The following is a 15,743-nucleotide window of genomic DNA, read 5'->3' on the forward strand; positions in this document are numbered from 1 at the left end:
CGCCGGCCCAGGATTCACGGCGCCCCGGGGTGGCTCGTCAGTCGTCCGCCGCGTCGTCCAGGCCCTGCTGGATGGCCGCCTGGCCGTCGGCGATCGCCGCGTCCGCGTCGTCGCCGAACACCGCGCCGCGGACCATCGCGATCCACGGGCCGCTCGGGTCGTTGAACAGCTCACCGAACGGGACGGCGAGCGGCGTGCGGCCGTCGGCGACACCGTCGACGATGAACTGCAGCCGCGGGTCGGCGGCGGTGTACTGGTTGTCCGCGAGGTCGGTGCGGTCGGGCAGGTCGCCGTTCTTGGCGATGATCTCCGTCTGCGCGTCGTCCTCGAGGGTCCACTGGATGAAGTCCCAGGCCTCGTCGGCGTGCTCCGACGTCGCGGTGATGCCGGCGCTGTCGCCGCCGACGAACGTCGAGGTGCCGGAACCGTCGGGCGACATGATGCGGGTGACGCCCCACTCGAACGTCGCCTCGGTCTGCAGCCGCCCGACCATGGCCGAGCCCTGCGCCATCATGCCGACGGTGCCGGACAGGAACCCGTCGGCCCAGGTGGAGCCGTCCTGGGTGTTGGCGTTCGGCGGGGTCAGGCCCTCGTCCCACAGGGACTTGTAGAGGCCGAAGACCTCGCGTACGGCGTCGTTGTCGAAGTCGGCCTTGGTGCCCTGGTCGGCCAGCGGGTCGACGCCGGCGGCCCAGAGGTAGGGCAGCATCGTGTAGACCGAGCAGCCGCCGCAGTTGCCGCCGAAGTCGAAGCCGTGCACGTCGTCGCCGAGCGCCCCGATGGCCCGGGCGGCCGCCAGCACGCCGGCGAAGTCCGTGGGCGGCGCCTCCGGGTCGAGGCCGGCCTGGGTGAACAGGTCCTTGTTGTAGAAGAACACCGACGACGCCAGCTTGTGCGGCACGCCGTAGGTCTTGCCGTCCCAGGTGCTGGCCTCGAGGTGCGACGGCGCGAGGTCGTCGGCGAAGGGCAGCGCCTCGATGCGGTCGCTGATGTCGAGCAGGATGCCCTGGCTGGCGTAGTTCGGCATGTAGACGACGTCGGACACCAGGATGTCCGGCAGCGACCGGGCGCCCGCGGCGGTCCCGACCTTCTGGAGGAAGCCGTCGTCCGGGATCGCGGTCAGCTCGACCTGGACGTCCTCGTGGGTGGCGTTGTACTCGTCGACGAGGCGCTGGCTGAACGCCTCGGTCGGCGACGCGACCCACAGAGTCACCGTCGTCGGGCCGCCGCTGGTGCCGGACTCGTCGTCCCCGCCGCCGCAGCCGGCGGCCAGGAGCAGCGCCAGCGTCGCGCCCACGGCGGGGACGAGCCGGCGCACCGTGCGTGTGGTCATGTCATGACTCCTTCGTCATCTGCTCTGCTGAGAGGAAAGTTGCGGGAGTTCAGCGGCCGCCGGCGAGGCGCCGGGTGCGCTGCTCCTCGCCGACCGGTCCGTAGGGGTAGTCGCCGGTATCCGGGGTGCTGACGGCGCTCAGCTGGTCGAGCTCGTCGTCGCTGAGGCGCAGCTCGCCGGCCCGCAGGTTGTCGAGCAGGTGGTCGACGGTGCGGGCGCCGAGGATCACCGAGGTGACGCCGGGCCGGGCGAGGACCCAGGCGAGGGCGATGCGCGACATCGGCTCGGCGCGCGCGTCGGCGACCTTGCGGAGGGTCTCGATGACCTCCCAGGTCTGTTCGCGCACGCCGCGCCGGTCGAACGCCTCGACGCCGCGGCCCGGGTTCTCGCCGACCCGGGTGCCACTGCCGGGCGTCTTGTCTCGGCTGTACTTGCCGGTCAGCCAGCCGCCGCCGAGCGGCGACCAGGGCAGGATGCCCAGCCCGTTCGCGCGCGCGGCCGGGAGGATCTCCCATTCGACCTCGCGGGCGAGCAGGTTGTACTGGGGCTGGATGCTCACCGGCGCGGTCAGGCCGGTGTACCGGGCGATGTCGACGGCCCGCTGGATCTGCCAGCCGGTGTAGTTCGACAGCCCGACGTAGTGGATCTTCCCCGCGGTGACGGCGTCGTCGAGGAAGCCGAGCGTCTCCTCCAGCGGCGTGTGCGGGTCGAACGCGTGCACCTGGTACAGGTCGATCCAGTGCGTGCGCAGCCGCCGCAGCGACGCGTCGAGCGCCGCGGTGAGGTGCTTGCGCGACAGTCCCAGGTCGTTGGGGCCGGGCCCGGTGGGGAACCTGGCCTTGGTGGCCAGCACGACGTGCTCGCGGGTACTGGTGGGCCGGTCGGCGAACCAGCGGCCGATGATCTCCTCGCTGGCACCGGCCCCGTAGGCGTTGGCGGTGTCGACGAGGGTGCCGCCGTGCTCGAGGAACAGGTCGAGCTGGGCCCGCGCCTCCTCCTCCGAGGACTCGCGGCCGAACGTCATGGTGCCGAGCGCGAACCGCGAGACGGACGTGCCGGTGGGCCCGAGGGTGGTGTGCTCCATGGTCATTCACCCGCCGGGGAGAGGACGGTGACGACGGTGGAGTCGTCGCTCGCGCCCAGCCCGGCCCGCTCGGCCACCAGGTACAGCTGCTGCGCCGCGACGCCGAGAGGGATCGGTACGTGCGCCCGCGCGGCCATCGAGGTGACGATGTCCATGTCCTTGACGAAGATGTCCAGCCGCGACTTGATCTCGTCGGTGCCACCCTCGTAGGCCTCGACCATGCGCGGGCCGCGGTCGCCGAGCATGAACGAGCTCGCCGCCCCGGCGGTCAGTGCGGCGAGCGCCGTCCGCGGGTCCAGCCCGACGCCGCGGGCCAGGGCGATCGCCTCGGCCGCGGCGGCGATGTGCACGCCCGCGAGCAGCTGGTTGATCGCCTTGAGCACCTGGCCGTCGCCCGGGTTCGGGCCGACGACGGTCACCGTCGAGCCGAGGTGGTCGAGCACGGGGCGGGCCGCGGCGAGCGCCTCGGGAGCCGCGCCGACGACGACCAGCAGGTCGCCGCTGCCGGCCCGCACCGGGCCGCCCGAGACCGGCGCGTCGACGACGAGCACACCGCGCTGGTCCAGCCGGGTGGCGACCTCCCTGGCCGCGTCTGGGCCGATGGTGCTGGTGACGACGACGACCCGGCCGGCGACGATCGTCTCGTCGACGCCGCCTGGACCGAACACCGCCGCCTCCAGCTGGGCCTGGTCGCGGACGGCGAGCACGACGACGTCGGCGCCGAGGGCCGCCTCGGCGGGGGTGCCGGCGGTGGTCACGCCCTGGCCGGCCGCCTGCTTCGCGCGCTCGTCGACCGGTTCGTACGCCGTGACGGCGAACGCCTCGGCCAGCCGCGTCGCCATTGGCAGGCCCATCGCGCCGAGGCCGATGACGGCCACGCGCTGCGGGTCTCGGGACATCGAGGTCACCTCTCCTGGTGCGGGGCTTCGGTGAGTGCGGTCACGACGGCGGCGAGCGAGTCGTCGTCGCCGACGTTGCCGGCGAACACCACGTACGGGACGCCGCGCGCCGGGCCGTCCAGCGGCTCCCAGAGCGAGACGATCCCCGGCAGCAGCGTCCCGGCGGCCCGGGCCCGGCCGATGCGCAGCGCCTTCGTCGCGACGTCGTGCGACGTGATGCCGCCCTTGGCGACGACGAACGCGGGCCGGGTCCGCTCGGTGACGCGGCGGACCAGGTCGACGACGCTCGCGCTGACGGTGCGGGCGAGGGCCAGGCTCGCGGCGCCGTCGGCGCCGGTGACGACGGCCCGGCTGGTGCTGACGACGACGGTGCCGGTGCGCAGGGCGGCCGCGACGCGGTCGGCGACGGCGGCGACGTGCCGGCCCGCGGTGCCGGCGTCGCGGTCGCGCAGGGCCGCCACGTCGAGCTCGAGCGCGGTGACGGGGAGCCGCTCACGGAGCCGGTCGAGCTGGCGGGTGGTGACGGCGGTGTGCGAGCCGACGACGACCAGTCCGTGGCCGCCGTCGTCGCCGGCTGCGCCGGAGAGGAGCGGGGCGAGCCGGCTGGCGGTCAGCGGCGCCGTCGCCTCCTGGCCCAGCCGGGCCCGGACGAACGACGGCCCGACGCGGTAGACGAACCGCTTGCCGGCCGCCTCGGCCTCCAGAACGGCCAGCGCCAGCAACCGCAGGTCGTCGTCCGTCGCGGCGTCGACCACGACCACCCGGCCGCCGGTCAGGCCCGCGAGCTGCTTCGCGACCGCCTCGGGGCCGCCGTCGCGCAGGTCGGTCAGGGTGACGGCGGGGACGGCGCTCGCGGCGATCCGCCCGCCGGTCTTCTCCTCGACCCAGCGGCGCAGGTCGGACTCGCGGTAGCCGAAGGTCGCGTCGGCGGCGAACTCGGTCCGCGCGGCCGGGACCAGCTGGTCGCCCTGGCGGACCCAGTGCACCGAGCCGGCGGTCAGCCGGCCCGCGTCGACGTAGGCCGGTACCACCAGCACGGCGTCGACTGGCCGGCCCGCGGCCGCCGAGCGCTCCGCGATGACGTCCGGTTCCAGCGGGAAGTGCCCGCGCAGCGTCGAGTCGCTGCGGCTGGCGAAGGCGACGTCGACGCCGTCGGCCCGCGCGACCTCGAGGCAGACGTCGACGACCTCGCGGGTGACGGCAGCGGCGTCGTCGGGGGACAGGCTGCGGGTGTTCGTCAGCACGAAGAACCCGCCGGCGGACTGGCGCAGCGCCCAGCGGACGTCGTCGGCGGACCAGCTGCTCAGCACCGGGACGTCCGCGACCGCCTGGGTGCCGGTGGGGTCGTCGTCGAGCACCACGACGGTGCGCCCGTGCCGGACCCGGTCGCGCAGCAGCACGAGGTCGGCCGGGCGGACCGGCGGGAACGGCGCGAGGACGTCGGCAGGGTCGCGGCCCGGGGTTCGGGTGACGTGGGTGCGCAGGTCGCGCAGGGTCTGGTCCATGTGCCGCTCCATGGCCGCGCGCGCCGCCTCGGGATCGTGGCCGGTCAGGGCGGCGAGGATCTCGACGTGGTGGCCGATGGCGTTGACCCGGATCTCCGGCACCGCCGACGTCTGCCGGCGCGCCTCGATGAGCAGCGGGCCGAACGTGCCGAACAGCGCCGGGACGAACAGGTTGCCGCTGGCCTGCATGATCACGTCGTGGAAGGCGATGTCGTCGGCGACGAAGCGCTCGACGTCGCCGGCCGCGGCCGCACGCCGCATGCCGTCGATGTGCTCGGCCAGCCGGGCCAGGTCGGCGTCGTCGCGCCGGTCGGCGGCCAGCTGGGCGGCGCCGACCTCGATCATCCGGCGCGCCTCGAGCAGCCGCTCGGCCGCCTGTCCGGTGGCTCCCGTCGCCGTCGTCGCCCCGTTCGCCGCCTGGACCAGCGCCGTCAGCGACGTCCACTGCTCGGGCGTGTTGACCAGGGTGCCGCGGCCGCGCTGGATGCGGACGACGTTCTGGGTGCGCAGCGCGCGGATCGCCTCGCGGACCGTGAGCCGGCTCGCGCCGAACCGCTCGGCCAGCTCGGCCTCGGCCGGCAGCGACGACCCCGGCGGGAACTCCTGGTCGATGATCGACTGGAGCAGCCGTTCGGCGATCTGGTCCGCCAATGCCACGCGCGCTCGCTCCTCGTTGAGTGTCTTGAGTACTGACGTCTGACGTCTGTTGTCAGATGCAGACCATAGTCGAGGGAGCGCGGTGCGTCCAGTTGGTTGTCGCTCGGCCGCCGCCGGCCGGTCGGGACGTTGGCTGGCCAGGCCGGCCGGCCGTGAACGAGGCTCTTCGACCCGTTCCGCGGGTAGGTCGGGCCGGCAGGGCACCGGAATGATCAGGTGACACAGCCCGCGCGCATCGGGATGCGTTGGTCACCTGATAGCCCCGGCCCTTCGCCGGCGACCGGGCCGATGGCGGGCGGATTGGTGGCACCCTGGCCCCACCGAACCGCCCGCCATCGAATCCACCTGAGGTCGGTGAGGAATCCTCGGCCAACACCTACGGAAACAGCAGAAGAGCCGGAAATGATCAGGTTGAGGTGCTCACACTGTACCGAGCGGACATGCCTGGCGATGGCTCGCCCGAACGCGGCGTGATCTCACATCGCGGGAGCGGCGCCGCGCAGGTCGTCGTCCATCTGGCTGAGGTGGCGCTCCATGGCCAGCCGCGCCTCCTGGGCGTCGCCGTGGCGCAGCGCGTCGAGGATGGCCTGGTGGTGGCGCAGCGCCGCGCGCCGGATGCCCGGGACGGACGATGTCTGGCGGCGCGTCTGCACGAGCAGCGGGCCGATGCTGTCGAACAGCAGCGGCACGAACGGGTTGCCGCTGGCCCGCATGACGACGGCGTGGAAGCGCAGGTCGGCGTCGACGACGGCCTCGAGGTCGTCGCGGTCGCCGGCCTCGCGCATGCGGGCGATGGTGGCCTCGAGCTCGGCGAGGTCGTCGTCGGTGCGGCGGTCGGCGGCCAGCTGGACGGCGCCGACCTCGATCATGCGGCGCGCCTCGAGCAGCCGGGCCGCCACGAACGCCGTCGACCCCAGGCCGCCCGCGGACACCCGCATGATCGCGTCGAGCGAGGTCCAGTCCTCGGTCGGGTTGACCTGGGTGCCGCGGCCGCGGTTGATGCGCACGACGTTCTGCGTGCGCAGGATCCGGATCGCCTCGCGCACCGTGAGCCGGCTGGCGCCGAACTTCTCGGCGAGGTCGGCCTCGGGCGGCAGCGTGGCGCCGGGCGGCAGCGCGCCGTCGACGATCGACTGCAGGATCAGCTCGGCGATGTCCTCGGCCATGGTCATGGCAACGCCACCGGCCTGGCCGCCGCCCCGTCCGCCGTCCGATCCGTCACCCGATCATCGTAACCGCGACACCCCGGACTTCCCGGGCGCGAGGTCAGCGCGACGAGGCGAGCGCCGTCAGCGCCGTGCTGACGAAGACCCGGACGCCGTAGGCGAGCGCCTTCTCGTCGATGTCGAAGTCGCCCTGGTGCAGGTCGCCCATCTTCGGCAGCGCGCTGCCATGGACGCCGATGCGGGCCAGGGCCAGCGGCACGTGCTCGCCGTACCAGGCGAAGTCCTCGCCGCCCATGCTGGTCTCGGTGCCGGCGACGGCGTGCGGGCCCAGCTCCGTGGCGACGGCCTGGCGCATCAGCGCGACGGTGGCCTCGTCGTTCACGACGGGCGGCACGCCGCGCTCGTAGTCGATCTCGACCCGGGCGCCGCTGGGGTGCGCGATGTCGCGGACGACGGCGCGGACGTACTTCTCCGCGTCGGCCCAGGCGGCGTGGTCGAGCACCCGGACGGTGCCGCGCAGCACGCCCTCGGACGGGATGGCGTTGGGCGGGCCGCCGGCCTGCACCGACCCCCAGACCAGCGAGAACCCGGCGCGGACGTCGATCTGGCGGGCCAGGATGGCCGGGGCGTCGACGGCGATGCGCGAGATGGTGTCGATGGTGTCGACGGTCAGCTGCGGGCGGGCGGTGTGGCCGCCGGGACCGGACACGCGCACCTCGACGAGGTCGCAGGCCGCCGTGATGGGCCCGGACCGCATGCCGATCTGGCCGACCGGCAGCCGCGGGTCGCAGTGCAGCGCGAACGCCCGCTCGATGCCCTCGAGCGCGCCGGCGGCGATGACCTCGCGGGCGCCGGCCATGATCTCCTCGCCCGGCTGGAAGATGACGCGCACCCGGCCGGGCAGCTGCGGCACCTTGGCCAGCGCCATGGCCGCCCCGAGCGCCATGACGGTGTGCGCGTCGTGGCCGCAGGCGTGGCAGACGCCGTCGACGGTGGAGCGGTAGGGGACGTCCTTGAGATCCGGGAGCGGCAGGGCGTCGATGTCGGCGCGCAGCGCGACGGTGCGCGATCCGGTGCCGATGTCGACGACCACGCCGGTGCCGCGCGGCAGGACCCGCGGCTCGAGGCCGGACATCCGCAGCTGCCGGACCAGGAGGTCGGTGGTCTGATGCTCGTTCAGGCCGAGCTCGGGCCGCGCGTGCAGCATGCGTCGCAGCGCCGTCAGTTCGTCGGTATGCAGATCGAGCCAGCTCGCAAGCCAGTCGTAGGTCACTCGGTCACAACCCCGTTGCCATCTCTTCCAAGAGGCTGTCGACGACCTTGGTCAAATCACCGCCGTTCGCCTCTGCAATTGTCCGTTGCCGCTGGTAGCTCGCTCCGCGCGCAAGAATGCGCTCGATACCGGCGAGCTCGTCGGCGCAGGACAGTCTACGGGCAATGGGCATGAGTTCGTCGGCCAAATCGAGCAACGCTCTGCGTAGCGGGACCACATTGTCCTGATCGTCCACGATGATCTCGGCGTCGAGGCCGAACCGGGCCGCGCGCCACTTGTTCTCGCGGACCACCCAGTTCTTCGGCGACGGCAGGATGTACCCGCGGTCGATCTCGCGGTCCAGCCGCTCGACCAGGCACTGCGCCAGGGCGGCGACGGTGCACACCTCGTCGAGCGTGGGCAGGCCGTCGCAGATGCGCAGCTCGACGGTGCCGAAGTCCGGGTGCGGGCGGATGTCCCACCACACCTCGCGGACGGAGTCGATGGTCCGGGTCGAGATGAGGGTGCCCATGTACGCCTCGAACTGGTCCCAGCCGGACAGCTGGTACGGCAGGCCGGCCGTCGGCAGCGCCTCGAAGACCTTGCTGCGCGACGACGCGAGGCCGGTGTCGTGGCCCACCCAGAAGGGCGACGACGCGGACAGCGCCAGGAAATGCGGGACGTACGACGTCAGGGCGTTGACAATCGGGATGACTTTCGCCGGCGACCGGACGCCGACGTGCACGTGGACGCCGAAGATCTGCAGCCGCCGGGCCAGCCACTGGAGGTTCTCGACGAGCTGCTCGTAGCGCGGCTTCGGGCTGATCTTCTGGCTGTTCCAGTTGGTGATCGGGTGCGTGCCGGCGCACATGAGCGCGAGTCCGCGCCGGTCGGCTGCTTTCGCGACGGTGGCGACGGTCTCGGCGAGGTCGGCGCGCGCCTCGCCCACCGTGGTGCACACGCCCGTGACCACCTCGATGGTCGACTGCAGCAGCTCGTGCTTGGCCTTCGGGTGCTCCGTGGCGCCGGCCGGGCGCAGTTCGTCGAGGATCTCGACGGCGCCCGAGGTGAGTTCGCGCGTCTCGGGATCGACCAATTGGAGCTCCCATTCCACGCCCAGGCTGCTCCGGGCGGAGGGCGAGAACGGGATCTGCATGTCCGGAAGTGTTACACGTCTCCCGGTATTTTCGGAATGCCCCGTCTCATGGCATTTGCGAAATGAAACGACGCAGTTCTTGACAAGTGGCATCGCTTCGCCAACGGATGCGAGTCAAGAGCACTTCGGCCCTTCGGGGGTCGACTCGCACCCGGCGCGGCCAGCGTCGGGCAGGGTCATGCGGTGAGCGGGCTGGCTCAAGATCCAATTTTCGCAGCCGGCCCGCGTGCTGACAAGGGCGGGCCGGTGTCGTGGCTGGGATGATGCGTGTGATGACCCTCACCGGAGGCCCGCCCGTCCTGTTCGCGCATCGCGGCGCCATGGCGCGCGAGCCCGAGAACACGCTGCCGTCGTTCGAGCTGGCCCTGCGGCTCGGCGCGACCGGTCTCGAGAGCGACGCCTGGGTCAGCGCCGACGGCGTCGTCGTCCTCGACCACGACGGCGTCGTCGGGCCGCGCTTCCGCCGCCGGCCCATCTCGGCGGTCCCGCGGGCGGAGCTGCCGGCGCACGTGCCGTCGCTGGAGGAGCTGTACGCGGCGTGCGGGACCGACTTCGAGCTGTCCCTGGACGTCAAGGACCCGGCGGCGTTCGGCCCGGTCGTGTCGGTGGTCCGGGCCGCGGGTGTGCCGCCGCGGACCTGGCTGTGCCATCCGTCGCTGTCCGTCGTCTCTCGTTGGCGCGAGGAGGCGGGGGACGTCCGGCTGGTCGACTCCACCCGGGTGAGCCGCCTGCAGGACGGCGTCCGCGGCCGGGCCCGCACGCTCGCGGCGCGCGGGATCGACGCGGTCAACTTCCACTGGCAGGACTGGACCCCGATCTACGTCGACCTGTTCCACGAGGCCGGCGTGCACGCCTTCGGCTGGGACGCCCAGACGCCGAAGGTCCTCGACCGCCTCCTCGCGACGGGCGTCGACGCCGTCTACGGCAACCACGTCGACCGCCTGGTCGCGGCGGCCGCCCGGCTCAACTGAGGACGTCCGCCAGCCGGTCGAGGAAGGCGGCCTGGGCCTTGACGATCTTCTCGCGGGCGGCGTCGAGGGTGAACCACTCGACCCGGTCGACCTCGGGGAACTCCTGCGTCCGGCCGGAGCGCGGCGGCCACTCCAGCTCGAAGGTCCCGGGCACGACGGCGTCCGGGTCGAGGTCGCCGCGCAGGGCCCACGCCGTCACCGTCTTGCCACCGGACTGCTTCACCGTGCCCAGCTCGACCAGGTCGCCGTCGGGCACGGGGAGGCCCAGCTCCTCGGTGAACTCGCGTCGCGCGGCGTCGGCCGGCGCCTCGTCGGGCTCGTACTCGCCCTTCGGCAGCGACCACGCGCCGGCGTCCTTCTTCGCCCAGAACGGCCCGCCCATGTGCCCGAGCAGCACCTCGACGCCGTCCGCGCCGTCCCGGTGCAGCAGGATGCCCGCACTCTGCTTGCCCGCCATGGACGCCGAGTCTGTCAGAGCGGGTCGGCGACGATCACGGTCGCCTTCCCGGCCACCCGCGTGACGACGAAGGTCGCGGCGGCGTCGCCGGACGGGCGGACGGCAGCGCGCAGCTTCTCCGGCTCGACGCCGACGCCGCGCTTCTTGACGGTGAGGATCCCGATGCCTCGCGAGCGGACGTACGCGCGCAGCGCCTTCACGTCATAGGGCAGCGTCTCGACGACGCGGTAGCCGCGGGCGAACGGGGTGCCGACGGCGTCGTCCGCGGTCACGTAGGCGATCGAGGGGTCCAGCAGCCCGCCGCCGACCATCGCGGCCGCCGCCGTCACCAGTCCGGCCCGGATGACGGCGCCGTCGGGCTCGTAGAGGAATCCGCCCAGCGGACGCACCGACGGGCCGGGGTCGTCCAGGTCGGTCAGGGTCGCGCCCGACGGCAGCAGCGTCGCCCGCCGCCGCACGCTCACCCCGTCGTCGCCCGTCCGCGCCAGCCCGCCGGACCAGAGCGCCGCCTCCTTGACCTCGCCGCGCTCGGAGACCCACTCGGCCTCGACGGCGCCGGGCAGCAGGTCGTGCGGGATGCCGGGCGCGACCTTCACGCACGCCGTCGCCGTCAGCAGCTCCAGCGCGAACGACCAGGGCGGCCGGTAGGCGTCGGGGTCGAAGACGCGGCCGCGGCTGCCCCGCCGGGCCGGGTCGCACACGACCGCCGCGTACGCCGTCCGGTCGGTCGCCGTCGCGTCGCCGTGCTTCACGCGCGCAGCGCCACCGAGGCCCAGCGCCGCCACGTTCGCCGCCGCCACGGCCGCCGTCACCGGGTCCGCCTCGACTCCCGTCACCGTCAGCCCGGCCCGGGCCAGCTCGACGAGGTCGCCGCCGATGCCGCAGCAGAGGTCGGCGACGGCCGCGCCGGGCCGAAGCAACGCAGCCAGCCGCGCCGCCCGGTGCCGGGCCACCGCCACCCGGGTCGCCTGCTCGTAGCCGTCGACGGTGAAGAACATCCGGGCCGCGTCGGCGGGGTCGAACTTGTCGACCGCACGGGCGCGCAGCCGGGCCTGCGTCAGCGCCGCGGCGACCAGGTCCGGGCCGGCCGACCGCCTCAGCCGGGTTCCCAGCGCGAACTCGTCCTCGCGCCCGTACGCGGCCGTCGCGTCGGCCAGCAGCGCGGCGCCGGCGGGCGTCCTGAGCGCGTCGAACGTGGCCGTCTGCACGGCGCTCAGCCTCTCACCCGACGCGGACTAGCACTCACCTTGACCGAGTGCTAAGTTGGGCGTTGGCACCCTCACCATGAGAGTGCCAACGGTCGAGGTCGCCGGCACCCGCGACGACGGCGACGTGCGGCCGGTCCACAGAAGCGTTCGTGACATCCCGCGAAAGGGGAGGTCAGACAAGTGTCGGTCTCCATCAAGCCACTCGAGGACCGCATCGTGGTCAAGCCGCTCGAAGCGGAGCAGACCACGGCGTCCGGGCTCGTCATCCCTGACACCGCCAAGGAGAAGCCCCAGGAGGGCGAGGTCGTCGCCGTCGGCGAGGGCCGCTGGGACGACGAGGGCGAGAAGCGCATCCCGCTCGACGTCAAGGTCGGCGACGTGGTGCTCTACTCGAAGTACGGCGGCACCGAGGTGAAGTACGGCGGCGAGGAGCTGCTCATCCTCTCCGGCCGCGACGTTCTGGCGATCGTCCAGAAGTGACGCGCTGACGCCCCGACCCGAACCCGGCCTCGTCGCCGGCTCGGGTCGGGGCGTTTTTCACGTTTCAGCACGACCCTCTGAAAGGGACCGGTTCCCCATGCCCAAGATCCTCGAGTTCGACGAGGACGCCCGCCGGCGCCTGGAGCGCGGTGTCGACGCCCTCGCGAACACGGTCAAGGTGACGCTCGGCCCCAAGGGCCGCAACGTCGTCCTCGACAAGAAGTTCGGTTCTCCCACCATCACGAACGACGGCGTCACCATCGCCCGCGAGGTGGAGCTGGAGGACCCGCACGAGAACCTCGGCGCTCAGCTCGCCAAGGAAGTCGCCACGAAGACCAACGACGTCGCTGGTGACGGCACCACGACGGCGACGGTGCTCGCGCAGGCCATGGTGCAGCGCGGCCTGAAGTCCGTCGCCGCCGGCGCGTCCCCGCTGGGCATCAAGCGCGGCATCGACGCGGCCGTCGAGGCCGTCCGCGCCCGCCTGGTCGAGTCCGCGCGCCCGGTCGACGAGAAGTCCGAGATCGCCGCGGTCGCCGCCATCTCCGCGCAGGACCCGACCATCGGCGAGGTCATCGCCGACGCGTTCGACAAGGTCGGCAAGGACGGCGTCATCACGGTCGACGAGTCGCAGACCTTCGGCACCGAGCTCGAGTTCACCGAGGGCATGCAGTTCGACAAGGGCTACCTCAGCCCGTACTTCGTCACCGACCAGGAGCGTCAGGAGGCCGTCCTCGAGGACGCCTACATCCTGATCCACCAGAACAAGATCTCGTCGGTGAGCGACCTGCTGCCGCTGCTCGAGAAGGTCGTCCAGGCCGGCAAGCCGCTGCTGATCGTGGCCGAGGACGTCGACGGCGAGGCGCTGTCCACGCTCGTCGTCAACAAGATCCGCGGCACGTTCACCTCGGTCGCCGTCAAGGCGCCGGGCTTCGGCGACCGCCGCAAGGCGATCCTGCAGGACCTCGCCGTGCTCACCGGCGGCCAGGTCGTCGCCGAGGAGGTCGGCCTCAAGCTCGACCAGGTCGGGCTCGACGTGCTCGGCTCGGCCCGCCGGATCGTCGTCACCAAGGACGACACCACCGTCGTCGACGGCGGCGGCGCGCAGGCCGACATCGACGGCCGGGTCACGCAGATCCGGGCCGAGATCGACAACACCGACTCCGACTGGGACCGCGAGAAGCTGCAGGAGCGGCTGGCCAAGCTGGCCGGCGGCGTCGGCGTCATCAAGGTCGGCGCGGCCACCGAGGTCGAGCTCAAGGAGCGCAAGCACCGCATCGAGGACGCCGTGTCTGCGACGCGCGCGGCCATCGAGGAGGGCATCGTCTCCGGCGGCGGCGCGGCCCTGGTGCACGCCCGGTCGGCCATCGACGGGCTCGAGCTCTCCGGCGACGAGGCCACGGGTGCCGCCATCGTGCGCGGCGCGCTGGTCGAGCCGCTGCGGTGGATCGCCGAGAACGCCGGCGAGAACGGCTACGTCATCGTGGCCAACGTCGAGAACGGCACACCCGGCCACGGCTACAACGCGGCCACCGGCGAGTACGGCGACCTCATCGCCCAGGGCGTCCTCGACCCCGTCAAGGTGACCCGCTCCGCGGTCGCCAACGCGGCGTCGATCGCCAGCCTGCTGCTCACCACCGAGGTTCTCGTGGCCGACAAGCCCGAGGAGCCCGTGGCCGAGGGCGGCCACGGCCACGGTCACGGCCACTGAGGTTCTGCTTCCGGTACGACGGCGGCCCGGGTCCCCTGCGTGGGGGCCCGGGCCGTTCGCTTTGAGAGCATGGCGGGCGTGACGGTGTTGCGCTGGGTCGTTCCGCTGGGTGTGTTGATGATGGCCGCGTGTGGATCGGAGTCGGCCGAGCCCGCGTCCGACGACGAGCTGTCCTCCCGGGCGAGCTCGATCGGCGTCGACCCGGACGTCGTCTACGCGGTCTCGCTGGACGGGTTCGAGCCGGCCTCGCAGTCCGTCGGCGTCTCCGGCGAGGCCGGCTTCAGCACGGCGTACGTGTCGGCGGCGGGCGGCATGGTGATGCTCACCACCGACCCGCGCGGCGGGACCGACCCCGGCTGCGTCGCCGCCGGTGACCAGCAGGAGTGTGTCGCGGTGCACGACGGTGTCGCGGTGACGTTGACCGCGCCGGCGGGCGTGGCCGACGAAGAGACGCTGCGGGCCGCGGTCGAGGACGCGCATCCGCCGTCGTCGGACGAGCTGGACGCGCTGTTCGCCTCGGTCGACGGTGGTGACGGCGGCTCGCCGGTGGAGCGCGGCGACCTGCCGGCCGAGGGCGATGGTGCGCCGCTCGATCCCGAGGGCGCGGCCGGATGAGCGAGCGGCTGTCGTTGCTGCAGTCGAATGCCGCGGACTACGCCCGGACGGCGCTGGCCTGCATCGACCGCGAGTACCCGCATCTGCCGATGATCTATGCCGTCGAGCCCGGGCCGTACCCGCAGCACCGCGACCAGCACCCGGCGTTCTTCGGCTCGCTCGACTGGCACTCCGCGGTCGAGATGCACTGGGTCCTCGTGCGGCTGCTGCGGCTGGCGGAGGCCGCGCTGCCGCCGTCGTCGGCGTCGACGGTGCGGGAGGCGCTGGGCGCGCACCTGACCCCGTCGAACCTGGAGCGGGAGGCGGAGTTCTTCGCGTCCGGGATCGGCCGGACCCGCGAGCGCCCGTACGGCTGGGGCTGGCTGTTGACGCTGGCGCACGAGCTCTCGCTGTGGTCGGGTGACGCGGACGGGCGGGCGTGGGCTGCGGCGGTGCGGCCGCTGGCGGACGTGCTGACGGCGAACCTGCTCGGCTGGCTGCCGGCGCAGACCTATCCGGTGCGCGGCGGGCTGCACCCGAACTCCGCGTTCGGACTGTTGCGCTCGTACGACTGGGCGGCGGCGTCGGACGGTGAGCTGCGGGCCGCCATCGACGACGCGGTCCGCCGCTGGTACCTCGCCGACACCGACTATCCGGCCCACTACGAGCCGTCCGGCAGCGACTTCCTCTCGCCCGCCCTGGCCGAGGCCGAGCTGGTGGCGCGGGTCCTGCCCGCCGACGAGTTCGCGGCCTGGTTCGGGCGGTTCCTGCCCGGCGCCGCGTCGTCGGAGCCGGCGGTCCTGTTCGCGCCGGTGACCGTCTCCGACCCCTCGGACGGTCAGCTGGCGCACCTGGCCGGGCTGAACCTCAGCCGCGCCTGGTCGATGGTGGCGGTGGCATCGGCGCTTCCGGCCGCATCGCCCGCGGCGGGTGCGCTGACGGCGTCCGCTGCGGTCCACGCCGAGGCCGGCCTGCCGTACGTCGTCGGCGGCGACTACATGGTCGAGCACTGGCTCGCCGCTTACGCCGTCGGCTACCTGACCGCCTGAGGCTGGAAGCGAGAAGAAGCCCCGGCGCGCGGAGGCAATCGCATGACGCGGCCGGGGCCTCGGCCAGGATCACGGGTGTAGGAGCACCTCCCCCAGCCATGACCAGAGTAGCGGTTGACGTTCTGGCTGACCAGCTGTCATCCTGATGGGCTAACTACATCGGGAATCCGCCCGGCGTAGTCCAGAGATGGGCTACCGGGCGGGCTGTAGGAGCGGCTCAT

14 protein-coding genes are annotated in these 15,743 nt (G+C 72.9%); 5 read left to right on the forward strand and 9 right to left on the reverse strand.

The annotated features are described in order from the left end of the window. Window positions 1-37: 37 nt before the first annotated feature. The 7 genes from HD601_RS13875 to HD601_RS13905 all read right to left on the reverse strand — a co-directional run bounded on the left by HD601_RS13875 (window position 38) and on the right by HD601_RS13905 (window position 9,052). Entirely contained in the window at window positions 38-1,333 is a 1,296-nt protein-coding gene (locus HD601_RS13875; RefSeq protein ID WP_184822734.1) for an ABC transporter substrate-binding protein, read from the reverse strand. Between the two features lie 49 nt (window positions 1,334-1,382). Next, window positions 1,383-2,417 carry an aldo/keto reductase gene (locus tag HD601_RS13880; RefSeq protein ID WP_184822736.1) on the reverse strand — a complete coding sequence of 345 codons (1,035 nt, stop codon included), beginning with the start codon at window positions 2,415-2,417 and terminating at the stop codon, window positions 1,383-1,385. A 2-nt stretch (window positions 2,418-2,419) separates the two neighbouring features. Further along, window positions 2,420-3,316 (reverse strand): NAD(P)-dependent oxidoreductase, encoded by an 897-nt coding sequence (locus HD601_RS13885; RefSeq protein ID WP_184822738.1) that lies wholly within the window; start codon window positions 3,314-3,316, stop codon window positions 2,420-2,422. A 5-nt stretch (window positions 3,317-3,321) separates the two neighbouring features. Continuing rightward, on the reverse strand, window positions 3,322-5,478 hold the full coding sequence (locus HD601_RS13890; protein ID WP_184822740.1) for a four-carbon acid sugar kinase family protein: 2,157 nt from the start codon (window positions 5,476-5,478) through the stop codon (window positions 3,322-3,324). A 476-nt stretch (window positions 5,479-5,954) separates the two neighbouring features. After that, on the reverse strand, window positions 5,955-6,650 hold the full coding sequence (locus tag HD601_RS13895; RefSeq protein WP_184822742.1) for a FadR/GntR family transcriptional regulator: 696 nt from the start codon (window positions 6,648-6,650) through the stop codon (window positions 5,955-5,957). A gap of 94 nt (window positions 6,651-6,744) precedes the next feature. Continuing rightward, window positions 6,745-7,917 (reverse strand): amidohydrolase, encoded by a 1,173-nt coding sequence (locus HD601_RS13900; protein ID WP_221440964.1) that lies wholly within the window; start codon window positions 7,915-7,917, stop codon window positions 6,745-6,747. 4 nt (window positions 7,918-7,921) lie between these two features. Beyond that, a complete protein-coding gene (locus tag HD601_RS13905) occupies window positions 7,922-9,052 on the reverse strand; it encodes a glutamate--cysteine ligase (protein WP_184822744.1) in 1,131 nt (376 codons plus the stop codon). A 272-nt stretch (window positions 9,053-9,324) separates the two neighbouring features. On the opposite strand from HD601_RS13905, the gene HD601_RS13910 reads away from it, so the two are divergent. Further along, window positions 9,325-10,023, forward strand: a complete 699-nt coding sequence (locus HD601_RS13910) for a glycerophosphodiester phosphodiesterase (protein ID WP_184822746.1) — start codon at window positions 9,325-9,327, stop codon at window positions 10,021-10,023. Here HD601_RS13910 and HD601_RS13915 read toward each other — a convergent pair. Next, window positions 10,016-10,480: an NUDIX hydrolase gene (locus HD601_RS13915; protein WP_184822748.1), complete on the reverse strand. Its 465-nt coding sequence runs from the start codon at window positions 10,478-10,480 to the stop codon at window positions 10,016-10,018. The two genes, HD601_RS13910 and HD601_RS13915, sit on opposite strands and share 8 nt — an antisense overlap. A gap of 14 nt (window positions 10,481-10,494) precedes the next feature. Further along, window positions 10,495-11,688, reverse strand: a complete 1,194-nt coding sequence (locus tag HD601_RS35690; protein WP_184822750.1) for a THUMP-like domain-containing protein — start codon at window positions 11,686-11,688, stop codon at window positions 10,495-10,497. Between the two features lie 180 nt (window positions 11,689-11,868). On the opposite strand from HD601_RS35690, the gene groES reads away from it, so the two are divergent. The 4 genes from groES (at window position 11,869) to HD601_RS13940 (ending at window position 15,522) form a co-directional block, all read left to right on the forward strand. After that, a complete protein-coding gene (gene groES / locus HD601_RS13925) occupies window positions 11,869-12,168 on the forward strand; it encodes a co-chaperone GroES (RefSeq protein ID WP_111255010.1) in 300 nt (99 codons plus the stop codon). Window positions 12,169-12,265: 97 nt separating this feature from the next. Then, window positions 12,266-13,879, forward strand: coding sequence for a chaperonin GroEL (groL, locus tag HD601_RS13930; protein ID WP_184822752.1), 1,614 nt, complete (start codon window positions 12,266-12,268; stop codon window positions 13,877-13,879). A 78-nt stretch (window positions 13,880-13,957) separates the two neighbouring features. Continuing rightward, window positions 13,958-14,494, forward strand: coding sequence for a hypothetical protein (locus HD601_RS13935; RefSeq protein WP_184822753.1), 537 nt, complete (start codon window positions 13,958-13,960; stop codon window positions 14,492-14,494). Continuing rightward, window positions 14,491-15,522 carry a DUF2891 domain-containing protein gene (locus HD601_RS13940; RefSeq protein WP_184822754.1) on the forward strand — a complete coding sequence of 344 codons (1,032 nt, stop codon included), beginning with the start codon at window positions 14,491-14,493 and terminating at the stop codon, window positions 15,520-15,522. Before HD601_RS13935 ends, HD601_RS13940 begins: the two co-directional genes overlap by 4 nt. Window positions 15,523-15,743 lie beyond the last annotated feature (221 nt).

The organism is Jiangella mangrovi (genome assembly GCF_014204975.1).
Taxonomy (GTDB): Bacteria; Actinomycetota; Actinomycetes; order Jiangellales; family Jiangellaceae; genus Jiangella; species Jiangella mangrovi.